The organism is Betaproteobacteria bacterium (assembly GCA_016709965.1).
Lineage (GTDB): Bacteria > Pseudomonadota > Gammaproteobacteria > Burkholderiales > Rhodocyclaceae > Azonexus > Azonexus amarohabitans.
Map to the genome: position 1 here is coordinate 1,838,676 of JADJLT010000001.1, position 12,487 is coordinate 1,851,162.

The 12,487-nt window shown below is 59.0% G+C and carries 10 protein-coding genes; 2 read left to right on the forward strand and 8 right to left on the reverse strand.

Annotation, left to right across the window (positions count from 1 at the left end; translation table 11 throughout):
* Positions 1-19: 19 nt before the first annotated feature.
* The 8 genes from IPJ12_09085 to IPJ12_09120 form a co-directional block, all read right to left on the reverse strand.
* Entirely contained in the window at positions 20-592 is a 573-nt protein-coding gene (locus IPJ12_09085) for a hypothetical protein (GenBank protein ID MBK7647296.1), read from the reverse strand.
* 14 nt (positions 593-606) lie between these two features.
* Entirely contained in the window at positions 607-1,344 is a 738-nt protein-coding gene (ubiE, locus tag IPJ12_09090; GenBank protein ID MBK7647297.1) for a bifunctional demethylmenaquinone methyltransferase/2-methoxy-6-polyprenyl-1,4-benzoquinol methylase UbiE, read from the reverse strand.
* 4 nt (positions 1,345-1,348) lie between these two features.
* Complete coding sequence (locus tag IPJ12_09095; GenBank protein MBK7647298.1) at positions 1,349-1,768, reverse strand: DUF971 domain-containing protein; 420 nt, start codon at positions 1,766-1,768, stop codon at positions 1,349-1,351.
* Between the two features lie 62 nt (positions 1,769-1,830).
* Positions 1,831-3,435, reverse strand: coding sequence for a hypothetical protein (locus tag IPJ12_09100; GenBank protein MBK7647299.1), 1,605 nt, complete (start codon positions 3,433-3,435; stop codon positions 1,831-1,833).
* A 7-nt stretch (positions 3,436-3,442) separates the two neighbouring features.
* Positions 3,443-3,880 (reverse strand): HIT family protein, encoded by a 438-nt coding sequence (locus tag IPJ12_09105; protein MBK7647300.1) that lies wholly within the window; start codon positions 3,878-3,880, stop codon positions 3,443-3,445.
* 111 nt (positions 3,881-3,991) lie between these two features.
* Complete coding sequence (locus tag IPJ12_09110) at positions 3,992-7,867, reverse strand: DUF3683 domain-containing protein (protein MBK7647301.1); 3,876 nt, start codon at positions 7,865-7,867, stop codon at positions 3,992-3,994.
* Positions 7,868-7,967: 100 nt separating this feature from the next.
* A complete protein-coding gene (chrA, locus tag IPJ12_09115) occupies positions 7,968-9,323 on the reverse strand; it encodes a chromate efflux transporter (GenBank protein ID MBK7647302.1) in 1,356 nt (451 codons plus the stop codon).
* Positions 9,323-9,745 carry a DedA family protein gene (locus IPJ12_09120; GenBank protein MBK7647303.1) on the reverse strand — a complete coding sequence of 141 codons (423 nt, stop codon included), beginning with the start codon at positions 9,743-9,745 and terminating at the stop codon, positions 9,323-9,325. The genes chrA and IPJ12_09120 overlap by 1 nt, the downstream gene beginning before the upstream one ends.
* A gap of 38 nt (positions 9,746-9,783) precedes the next feature.
* Here IPJ12_09120 and ilvA point away from each other — a divergent pair, with 38 nt between their 5' ends.
* Entirely contained in the window at positions 9,784-11,316 is a 1,533-nt protein-coding gene (gene ilvA, locus IPJ12_09125) for a threonine ammonia-lyase, biosynthetic (GenBank protein MBK7647304.1), read from the forward strand.
* A 101-nt stretch (positions 11,317-11,417) separates the two neighbouring features.
* Positions 11,418-12,455: a hypothetical protein gene (locus tag IPJ12_09130; protein MBK7647305.1), complete on the forward strand. Its 1,038-nt coding sequence runs from the start codon at positions 11,418-11,420 to the stop codon at positions 12,453-12,455.
* Positions 12,456-12,487: the final 32 nt, after the last annotated feature.

Below are 12,487 nucleotides of genomic sequence, written 5' to 3' on the forward strand. Positions count from 1 at the left end.
TTTTTTAATCTTTATAGGATCAGAGACGCGAAATACGCTTCTCAAGTCGATTAATGTCATCTCGAAGGCAATTAACTGCACTCCCGAATTCTGCAATATCCCCCGGGACAACGAGCAAGTTTGACTCTTCGGTCGTGTATTCAACAGCATTTTTGCTGACTCGATAAATACTGTCAGAGATCCCGGCAGCTAACGACTTTGCAAGTCTTGCCAATCGATGGGCAGGAATATCACCAATGAATCCTGCAAGATCGCCCTCTGCATCCCACTCCAGATTACGCAAAACGAAAGCCAGGCTCTCTGCAATATCCGCAGCCCCCCCCAACTTTATCGACGAAAACAAGCGGTCACGATCAAATAACAGACGAGCCGGGATATCGGTCGGGAGCGTGATCGCCACATTCGGATTGGACTCTGCATCTCCGATTTGAAACAGTCCGTGCTCGTCGATGCTCATTCGCAGTTTGACCAGCCCCCCCGCATCGATCAATACCTGCGCCCCGGAGTGCACACGCAAACGTTCTTGTGCCCAATGCTCACCCTGAATCAAATGATTCAAGGCACGAATGATCAAGTGAGAAATGGGATCCATCTACATCTGCCAGCTTAAAATTTGAATCCACGGTGCAATGCGACCACACCCAAGGCCAGATTGAAGAATTCAACTTTCTCAAAACCGACCTGTTCCATCATCGCCTTGAGCTCTTCCTGCCCGGGATGGACTCGAATCGATTCCGATAGATAGCGGTAGCTATCCGAATCGTTGGTAACCAACTTGCCTACCCTCGGGATAACCTGGAAAGAATAAAAATCATAAAGCGGCGCCAACGGTTTCCAGACCTGTGAAAACTCCAGCACTAGCAGACGTCCGCCCGGACGAAGTACGCGGCGCATTTCCGCCAGGGCAGCGTCCTTGTGCGTCATGTTGCGCAAGCCAAAGGCAACCGTTACGCAATCGAACCAGTCATCGGGGAACGGCAGTTTTTCGGCGTCACACTGTGCCACAGGCAACATGTAGCCTTTATCGAGCAGTCGATCTCTGCCACGTGCCAGCATTGCATTATTAATATCGGTCAGCCAGACTTGGCCACTCTTGCCAACACGCTTGGCAAACGCCAACGACAAGTCCCCTGTGCCTCCGGCAACATCAAGCACCCGAGAGCCCTCGCGCACGCCGCTACGCTGAATGGTGAAAGCCTTCCAGAGGCGGTGCATGCCACCAGACATCAGATCGTTCATCAGATCGTAGCGACCGGCGACCGAATCAAATACATCGGCAACGCGGCGTGCCTTTTCCTGCTCGGCCACGGATTCGTAGCCAAAGTGTGTCGTGTCGTTTTTCATGACTTTAGTGGTGATGGCCGCAACTGGATGCGGCCTGGCGTGAGGTACTGTCGATATCGCGCGACATTCCCTGAGTTTCGATTTGGTTAAGGTATTCCTGCCACAATTCGTCGTGGTGTTTTCCCAGGTTGTAGAGCAAGTCCCACGAATAGAGACCGCTATCATGGCCATCTGAAAAGACCAGTCGCAATGCATAAGTACCAACCGGCTCTATCCGTTCAACATCGACGTCGCGTTTTCCGGTCTGCAATGTTTCCTGGCCAACACCGTGGCCACGCGCCTCTGCCGAGGGCGTATAAACCCGTAGATACTCGAAATCCAGCGAATAATTTTCGCCGTTTTCGTAAATCAGCTCCAAGCGACGGGACTTCTGGTGCAACTTGATCTCGCTTGGTATTGGGGTATCACGATCAATACCAGCCATAGTTTCCTCCTGGATGAGGACGCTAGTTTAGCGCACTCACCCCAACACCGTACCAAGATAGCTCACAGCACCTGATAGCTGATGCGATCGTAATCAGTCCCACGCTGCAAAATATGGTTCAGGCGAAGTTGCCCGACGGTGTCATCATCGGTAAATACTTCGACGATACGGCCCGCCTGATACATGCCGGGTGGCAGGACGATTGAACCCTCTTCTTTGATCGCCGCTACGGGGGGCAACAAAAAGGCGCGCACATAGCGCTCCTGGTTGCCGATTTTCGACGATGCGATCCGCACGCCGATCCCGGTTGGCATTCCCGGCAGGGTGGCGACACCAACGATCAGCCCGCCGGTTTCATCCTGCATCAACCAGGTCGCCTGAGCCAGCAGGAAGTGATCGCCATCATGCGGGCACACCACCATCAATTGTCCATGCGAAATTCGCTGCCCGGCATTGCTGCGACCCAGTCGAAAACCGTTGGCAGAGTGATTGATAACCGACCACTCATCCACCGGGAATGTGATTTGCGGTTTGATCGCCAGTTCCCGCCCGGGTTGAACACAGTCACCAAACGTGAAAAGCTGGTCAAACTCGCCCCGTGAAAATGAAGCGGCCGAATCAGGCTGTTCGAATTCCTTCCCGGTGACGCAAAAATGCATCGCCTCAAAACCAACGGCCACCCTGGCAATACCCTGGGTTGAAAAACGGCGAAACCGACGCGGTGAAGCCGACTGAGTCCATGGCCGGGCAAGGTGATCAAGCAAGCTGATCACATGTCCACTGGTCTCTTCACCCAGACCAAGCTGGGATGGCGTAACGCGCTGCCGAAGCTGGCTGAGCATGTGATTGATCTGCAGTCCCAGACGCGTGGTATCGAGACGCCTGGCATCGGCGGGCGGTTCCTCGGCCACCGCGGCAGGATGCAGCGGTGCATCCTTCATCAGTTCGATGACGTAAGCCGGCACCTCCAGATCGTCATCCAGCCTATGGATGGAGACCAGCGGCGCCCACATGCCGGCCCAGCGTCGAATCAGATTCAGATTACGCACGCTGTTACTGTAAGGACTGGCAATATCAATCAGCAACAGGGTCGTGTAAGCCGCAGCACAATGCGTTGCCTGCAGGTTGTTTTCCAGAACATCCTCAACCGGCGTGTAGGCGATGCCCCATTCTTCGGCGGTTTCGTAATAGCCGTGCAGGTCCAGCCAGACGCCCGGTGGCAGATCACGGCGCGCGCGGTAGTGCTCCAGAATAATCATTCCGGTGTAGTACAGGCAGCGATGCAGGATCGTCGCCATCAGGGCGACATACTGCGCGTTCTCGGCCTCCGGCTCTTCCAGTCGAGCACACAGGGCATAGGCTTTGCCCACCTTTCGCCAGGCGGATACCACCTGCTGGAAGTAAGACTCCTCGTCGCTCGCCAGCGGCAATGCCTTGTTATGGTAACGACGAGCCATTTCTTCTTCGACAAAACACAGCGGTGCCCGCGCCTGTTCAAGCAAGGCGAGCAAGATACCGGGCTCGGGCGGTGAGAGCAGTAGCGCATCGAGGAAGCACATGAGCTGCCGCTCCGCCACCACTGGATTAGCCAGTGACAACTGCGCGAGATAGTCCGTCCCGCTCTGCAGATCGGTAATTTCAGCCGCCTCGGTATCAGTCATAGTCATGCTCAATTCAGCCTTTTTCACTCTCTGCCAGCACCACAGTCAGCGTCTGCATCATCAGCTCGTCACTGATCGCCGGACGTTGTACCGACGTTTCGCGCTGCACCTTGCCCCACAAGGATTCCGGAAAATGCCGGTCATCCTGCCAACGGGGTATCACGTGCCAATGAACGTGCGGCACCATGTTGCCAAAACTGGCGAGGTTGATTTTATCGGGAATAAAGAGCCGGCGAACCATCGCCTCGACGGCAAATACAACGCGCATCAACATGGCCTGATGGGCGGCGTCCAGGTCGGTCATTTCGCGCACGTGATCGTTCCAGATCACGCGGCAGAAACCTGGATAAAAAGGATCATCGACGCGAATGACGCGGCACAGATCCGAACGCCAGAGGACAAAGCCCCCGGCATTTGCACACAACTCACAGGCTTGATTGCCGACCGTCACGCTGCTTTCTCCAGGAATCCAGACAGAATCACATCAGAAACCTTATAGCACAAGCCTCCGCGACCGATGAATGAAGCATTCCACGGTCAGCCGGAAAAAACAGCCAAAAACTTAAAGCAGCACGCGCTCGATGCCGCCGGTGTTCGCCTTGCCCACGTAATCCGCCATCCAGTTGTCGCCGAGCAAATGCTTGGCCACCTCGACCACGATGTAATCCGCCTTGGTACCGGCATCGTCATCGTAACGGGACAGCCCCTGCAGACAGGCCGGGCAGGATGTCAGTATCTTGACGTCACCCTTGAAACCGTCGGCTCGCAACTTGGCAGCACCCGATTCAATCTCCTCCTGCTTGCGGAATTTCACCTGAGTGGCGATATCCGGGCGTGAATAGGCGAATGAGCCAGCGTCACCGCAACAACGGTCGGTCAGCGGCACTTCCTGGCCCATCAATGCCTTGGTGACGGCCAGCGGCGCGTAGGCCTTCATCGGCGTGTGGCAGGGGTCGTGGTACATGTAGCGCGTGCCCTCGACACCTTCCAGCTTGACACCCTTTTCCATCAGATATTCATGGATGTCGAGCAGGCGGCAACCCGGGAAAATCTTCTCGAACTGGTATTTCTGCAGCTGATCCATGCACGTTCCGCAGGAAACGATCACTGTCTTGATATCGAGATAATTCAGCGTATTGGCCACGCGGTGGAAGAGCACGCGGTTGTCCGTCGTAATCTTCTGCCCCTTGTCTTCGTCACCGGAGGCAGTCTGCGGATAGCCGCAGCACAAGTAGCCCGGCGGCAACACCGTGGTGGCGCCGACTTCGTAAAGCATCGCCTGCGTGGCCAAACCGACCTGCGAGAACAGGCGCTCCGAACCGCAACCCGGGAAATAGAACACGGCATCCGATTCCTCGGTCGTCTTGCGCGGATTTCGGATGACCGGGATCACCTTGTCGTCCTCAATATCGAGCAAGGCACGCGACGTACGCTTGGGCAGGTTGCCCGGCATCGGTCGATTCAGGAAGTGGATGATCTGCGTCTTGACCGTCGGCGCCCCCAGCGTTGCCGGCGGATGAGCGCGACTGTCCTGAATCAGGCCAACCGCCTTGGCTGCCTTGTGGGCGAGACGCTGGGCCTTGAAGCCAAAGTCCATCATGACGCCGCGCATCACCTTGATCGTCGCCGGATCCTTCAAATTCAGGTAGGTCATTGCGGCGACCGTACCCGGGCTGAAGCGCTTCTTGTCCTGCTTGCGCAGGAAATTGCGCATGGCAACCGAGACATCGCCGAAGTCGATATCGACCGGGCAAGGCTTCAGGCAGCGATGACAGACCGTGCAATGGTCCGCCACATCGTTGAATTCGTCGAAATGCTTCAGCGAAATACCGCGTCGGGTCTGCTCTTCGTAAAGGAAGGCTTCGACCAGCAGCGAGGTCGCCAGAATCTTGTTGCGTGGCGAGTAGAGCAGGTTGGCCCGCGGCACGTGCGTCGAGCACACAGGCTTGCATTTGCCGCAGCGCAGACAGTCTTTGACCATGTCCGAGATCTTGCCGATTTCGGACTGTTCCATGATCAACGATTCAGTGCCGAGCAGGCTGAACGATGGCGTATAGGCATTGCCCAGGTCGCCGCCAGGCATCAGCTTGCCCTTGTTGAAACGGCCTTCCGGATCGACCTTCTGCTTGTAGGCGCGGAAGGGGCCAAGTTCGGCTTCGGTCAAATATTCCAGCTTGGTGATGCCGATGCCGTGCTCGCCGGAAATGACGCCATCCAGTCCGCGGGCGATGTGCATGATACGGTCGACGGCCTTGTAAGCCGTCTGCAGCATCTCGTAATTGTCGGAATTGACCGGCAGATTGGTATGCACGTTACCGTCGCCGGCATGCATGTGCAGCGCCACGAAAACCCGTCCGCGCAGCACTTCCTTGTGGATGGCTTCGATGCGCTCGATGATCGGACGATAAACGCCGCCGTCGAAAATCTTGGCCAGCCGGGCATGCAGCTCCTGCTTCCACGACACGCGCACGGAGTAATCCTGCAGGCGGTGAAACAGGATCGGATTGTCTGCCCGATTGGTCAATTCGCCGGCCACCACGCCGTAGGAGGCGAAGCGCGATTCGGCTTCAGCCAGCGGCAGGTCGAGATTTTCCAGCAGCCATGCCCAGCGCAGACGAACAGCTTCAACGTAATCGAGCGCGGCCTGACGACGATCACCGAGCAGCACGTCGGTATCCAGCGTCGTATCGCCGCGATGCAGGGGCAGATCACCCTTGAGAAATTCGGAGAGCGCATCACACAAGGCCAGCTTGTTCTGCGTCGACAGTTCGATGTTGATGCGCTCGATGCCGTCGCAGTAGTCGCCCATGCGCGGCAGCGGAATCACCACGTCCTCGTTTAGCTTGAAGGCGTTGGTATGGCGCGAAATGGCGGCGGTGCGTGAGCGGTCGAGCCAGAATTTCTTGCGGGTTTCGGCGTTGACCGCGATGAAGCCTTCGGCAGCGCGCAAGTTGCACATGCGGACAACTTCCGAAGCAGCAGCCATCACTGCATTTTCGTCGTGACCAACGAGATCGCCGATCAGCACCATCTTTGGCCGACCATGGCGCTTGGCCTTGGTCGCGTAGCCGACGGCCTTCACATAGCGTTCGTCGAGATGTTCCAGACCGGCCAGTTGCACGCCGGCGGCATGCCCGGCACCGCCTGGTTTGAAGTAATCGGTAATTTCGACAATGGCCGGCACCGCTTCGCGCACCTGGCCGAAAAACTCCAGACAAACCGTGCGCGCCACCGGCGGCATCTTGTGCAGCACCCAGCGGGCGGCGACGATGATGCCGTCGGTGCCTTCCTTCTGGACGCCGGGAATACCGCCAAGGAACTTGTCAGTCACGTCCTTGCCCAGCCCGATCTTGCGGCAGGCAGCGCCCGGCATGGTCAGGATTTCTTCGCCGAGAAATTTCTTGCCGGTCGAATCGAAGCGCTTCAGGCGGAATTCGACGTTTTCCTGCTCGTGGATCTTGCCGTAGTTGTGATTGACGCGTTCGACTTCCAGCCAGTTGCCGTCCGGGTCAACCATCTTCCACCAAGCCAGGTTGTCGAGCGCAGTTCCCCACAACACAGCCTTCTTGCCGCCGGCGTTCATGGCGATGTTGCCGCCAATGCAGGAAGCAGAAGCCGACGTCGGATCAACCGCGAAAACACGGCCAGCCAGCGAGGCAGCTTCAGAAACACGGTCAGTCACCACACCAGCGCCCGTACGAATAGTGGCGTAGGGCGTTTCATGACCAGCCAGCACCAGCTCTTCAACCGGGCCGATGTCGATCAGTTTTTCGGTGTTGATCACCGCTGCATGGCGGGTCAGCGGCACGGCGCCGCCGGTGTAACCGGTGCCACCGCCGCGGGCGATGATGGTCAGGCCGGCTTCAATACAACCGCGCACCAGATGACCGATTTCCTCTTCGGTATCGGGATTGAGGACGACGAAGGGGTATTCGACACGCCAGTCAGTGGCGTCGGTCACATGCGAGACACGGGCCAAGCCATCAAATGCGATGTTGTCCTTGCGCGTATGCCGGCCAAGAATTTTCAAAACCTTGCGACGCAGGTCATAAGTTTCGGCAAAACGTTCGGCAAAGCGGTGGACTGCATCCCGGGCCGCATCGACCAGGCGCTTGACCTTGGCGGAGCGTTCCGGATCGTCGTTTTCGGTCGCCATGCGACGCTTTTCCACTTCGGAAAGGCGATGAAGGAGCGCGTTGACCAGCGCATCGCGACGATCGCGATTGTCGAGCAGGTCATCTTCCAGATACGGATTGCGCTGCACGACCCAGATGTCGCCCAGCACCTCGTAGAGCATGCGGGCCGAACGGCCGGTGACGCGCTCGGAACGCAGTTCATCGAGCACGGCCCAGTTGTCGGCGCCGAGCAGGCGGATAACGATCTCACGATCGGAAAACGAGGTGTAGTTGTAAGGTATTTCGCGCAGGCGGGCAGTCATGTGAGCAGCCGGTGGTCCGTCAAAAGGGGGATTTTAGCGTATTGCGGGGCAAGACGCGGGCACAGGTAGACGCAACACGGCAGTCAAAGGTTCAGCTTCCTTAAATGCCGGTGATCTTCAGCAACAATCCGAGCAGCGCACTGGCCGCGATAACGCGCATGACGCTCTGCTTGAAACGGAACAGTGCCAGCGCCGCAGCCAGCGCGATACCGGCCGAAACAAAGTCGAATGTGCCGGCAAAACCCTGTGGCCACAGCACGTGATAGGCGAAAAACATCGCCAGATTGAGAATCACACCGACCACGGCAGCGGTAATCGCCGTCAAGGGCGCCGTGAATTTGAGCTGGCCGTGTGTCGTCTCCACCAGCGGCCCGCCAATCAGTATGAAAATGAACGACGGCAGGAAGGTAAACCACGTCACCAGACAAGCCGCCAGCGCTCCTGCGAGAAACAGACCATCCGGCCCGAACATCACCTGCATCTGCGCCGTCTGGTAGCCGCCGAGGAAGCCAACGAAGGCGACGACCATGATCAGCGGCCCCGGTGTCGTCTCGCCAAGAGCCAGGCCGTCGATCATCTGGGTCGGCATCAGCCAGCCGTAATGCACGACGGCACCTTGATAAACGTAGGGCAGCACCGCGTAGGCGCCACCAAAGGTCAGCAACGCCGCCTTGGTAAAGAACCAGCCCATCTGCGTCAACGTGTGATCCCAACCCAGCGTCGCCGTCAGCAGGCCCATCGGCAGCACCCAGAGCACGGCACCGCTGGCAGCCACCGTGAGCAGGCGCGGCCATTTGAACCGCGCATGTTCCGGCGTCGGCGTATCGTCGTCGATCAGAGCAGAAATTTTGTTTTTGGCCGTTTTTTCCGGTTGACCGCGGAAACTGCCAAACCAGCCCGGCCGCAAGCGTCCGCCGAGGTAACCGACTAGTGCGGCCACCGCGACAATGGCCGGGAAGGGCGTGGCAAAAGCAAAAATGGCGACAAAGGCCGCCACCGCTATCGCCCACAAAAACCTGTTCTTCAGCGCCCGCGAGCCGATGCGCCACGCCGCCTGCAACACAATGGCCGTCACCGCCGGCTTGATCCCGAAAAACAGGCCGGCGACCAGCGTCGTGTTGCCGTAGGCGATGTAAATCCACGACAGCGCAATCAGGATGAACAACGAAGGCAGAACGAACAGCGCACCTGCCACGAGGCCGCCGCGGGTCCGGTGCATCAGCCAGCCGATGTAAGTCGCCAATTGCTGGGCCTCCGGCCCGGGCAGCACCATGCAGTAATTCAGCGCATGGAGAAATCGCCCTTCCGACAGCCAGCGGCGCTTTTCCACCAGCTCCTGATGCATCACCGAAATTTGCCCGGCCGGGCCGCCAAAACTGATGAAACCGAGCTTCAGCCAGAAGAAAAAGGCTTCTCGAAAGGAGATCGCGTCGGGCGGGGCAGCATCAGACATCATCAACTCACGGCAGTTTGGGCGACCAGCCAGTAGCGCGCAAACTTGCCGATGGCCATGAACAGACAGCAGGGCAACCAGTGTAGCCGCAGCCAGCCGGCGGCGACGCACAGGGCATCGCCGATGATCGGCGCCCACGCGAGCAGCAGCGCGGGGCTACCCCAACGCTCCAGCTTATCTTTGTGCGGCAAGTTTTCCAGCCGTTGCCAGCGCGGCAGATAGCGGCCGCACCACCATGAAGTCATGCCGCCGGCCGTATTGCCGAGCGTGGCGAGCGCCAGTGCCGGGCCGTATTCAGCCGGATGCAGGTGCAAAAAGCCCCACAACAGCGCCTCCGAGCCGCCGGGCAGCACTGTTGCCGAGAGAAAACTGGCCGCCAGCAAGCCCCAAAGCCCGCTTTCCGCCGTGACGTTTAGCCACTCCACCCGTAGAATCTCCCTTTTGCCTTAATGAGTTGCGCCAAATGCACCCGGATTATCTCGAAAAAGTTCTCAACGCTCAGGTTTACGATGTGGCGATTGAAACGCCGCTCGACCTGGCCAGCAACCTTTCCGCCCGGGTCGGCAACAAGATTATTCTCAAGCGCGAAGACATGCAGCCAGTGTTTTCCTTCAAGCTGCGCGGCGCCTACAACAAGATCGCCAGCCTCTCGCCGGAAAAACTGAAGCGCGGCGTCATCTGCGCCTCGGCCGGCAATCACGCCCAGGGCGTCGCGCTGTCGGCCAAAAAGCTGGGCTGCCGGGCGGTCATCGTCATGCCGACCTCGACGCCGGGCATCAAGATCGACGCCGTCAGGTCGCGCGGTGGCGAAGTTGTGCTGCATGGCGACTCCTTCGACGAAGCCTACGCCCACGCAGTCGAACTGGAAAAAGCCGAAAAGCTGACTTTCGTCCATCCCTTCGACGATCCCGAAGTGATCGCCGGGCAAGGCACGGTCGCCATGGAAATCCTGCGCCAGCACTCGCGCCACAACGGGCCGATCACCGCCGTGTTCTGCGCCATCGGCGGTGGCGGGCTGGCCGCTGGTGTCGCCGCCTACATCAAGCGCCTGCGTCCGGATATCAAGGTCATCGGCGTCGAAACCTTTGATGCCGATGCGATGAAGCAATCGCTGGCTGCCGGCAAGCGCGTTCGGCTTGAGCAGGTCGGCCTGTTTTCCGACGGCACCGCCGTCAAGCTGGTCGGCGAAGAAACCTTCCGTCTGTGCAAGGAATACCTCGACGAAGTCATCCTCGTCGACACCGACGCCATCTGCGCCGCCATCAAGGATGTATTCGAGGACACCCGCTCGATTCTCGAACCGGCTGGTGCGCTGGCCGTGGCCGGCGCCAAGGAATACGCTCGCCAGCACAAGCTGAAGGACAAGAACCTGATCGCCGTCACCTCCGGCGCCAACATGAACTTCGACCGCCTGCGCTTCGTCGCCGAGCGCGCCGAATTCGGCGAGCAGCGCGAAGCCGTCTTTGCCGTCACCCTCCCCGAAAAGCCCGGTGCCTACAAAAAATTCCTGTCGCTGATCGGCAAGCACAACGTTACCGAATTCAACTACCGCTACCACACAGCCAACGAAGCCCACGTCTTCGTCGGCGTCCAGGTCGGCGACCGCAAGGAATCGCTGAAGCTGGTCGACAGCCTGCAAAAACACGGCTACCCGACGCTCGACCTGACCGATGACGAAATGGCCAAGAACCACATTCGTTACATGGTCGGCGGCCACGCCCCGGCAGTCTGCGAAAAGGGCATGCGCGAACTGCTCTACCGCTTCGAATTCCCCGAAAAGCCGGGCGCACTGATGAATTTCCTGGCCCAGATGAGCGCCGGCTGGAACATCAGCCTCTTCCACTACCGCAACCACGGCGCCGATTACGGCCGTGTACTGGTCGGCATGCAAGTGCCGCCGGGCGACATGGGCAAATTCGAGGACTTCCTGACCAAGCTCGGCTACGCCCACTGGGACGAAAGCCAGAATCCGGCTTACAAGCTGTTTTTGGGCTAGATGACAAACAATTTTTACCCAACAAAGGGTAAATTTATTGGGTAAAAATTTGGCTTGCGTCCAAACTTACCCCATAAACACAAATTTTATGGGGTAAGTCCATGCCAGCACCGGCCCTTTTTCGCGACCATGAATTGGCTTTTCGCACCCAGTACGCCGAACTGAAGGAGCGTACGCTGGGCGCCGGCCCCTTGCTCCCCGGCACCCCTGGCACACTGCATGTGCGCAAAGGCAGCGGCTATGCCTACTGCTATCGGGTCTATTACCCCGCCCCCGGCAAACAAGCCGAAACGCTGGTCGGACGCGAGGACGACATCGCCGCCCGCGAGACCATGCAAACGCAGATGGACTTTGCCGAATGGAGCGCCACGCAGGTCGTCGCCCTGCGCAAACTCGGCTTTCAGGTCGCTGACAAACAGACCGCCCGCGTCCTCGTCGAGCTGCATAACCTGGGCGCCTTTGATCCCGGGCTGGTGCTGGTCGGCACCCTCGGTTACATGGCCTGGCTCAACGAACTCGGCGCCATCGCCGTCACCGCCCGCCCCCAGGACATCGACCTGGCCCGGCGCCAATGCCTCAAGCTGGCTGCCCCGATCTCCTTCCTCGGCACCCTCAAAGCCACCGGCCTGCCTTTCGCAGCAATTCCCGGCCTGCCGTCGAGCAAGCCGTCGACCTCCGTCAGGCTCCCCGGTGTCCAAGCCCTGCGCGTCGACGTACTGGCGCCCGGCGAACCCGTTGGCACCATCATTCAAATTCCCGAACTGGAATGGGCGGCGCAAGGCGTTCCCCATTACGACTACCTGCTGGAAGCCCCCGAACCTGCCGCCCTGCTCGCCGGAGGGCACTGCATCCCCGTCCGCCTGCCGCAAGCCGGGCGCTTCGTGTGGCACAAGCTCTACGCCAGCACCCAGCGCAGCGGCTTTCCGGAAAAAACAGCCAAGGATCGCCAGCAAGCGCTGACGCTGGCCGCCACCCTCAGCGAACACGACCCAGCCGCCCTGCGTACCGCGTGGGACGCAGCGCCAAAGGCAATGACCAACACAATCCGCCCGCTGCGCGAAATTCTCCGGCAAGGCCTGGCCGCCTATCCGATGACGCAGGAAATAGTGGCCGACGCGCTCGATAGCCAGCCCATCTAGACAGCAGAAACACCTCGAAAGCTCGCCCCAAA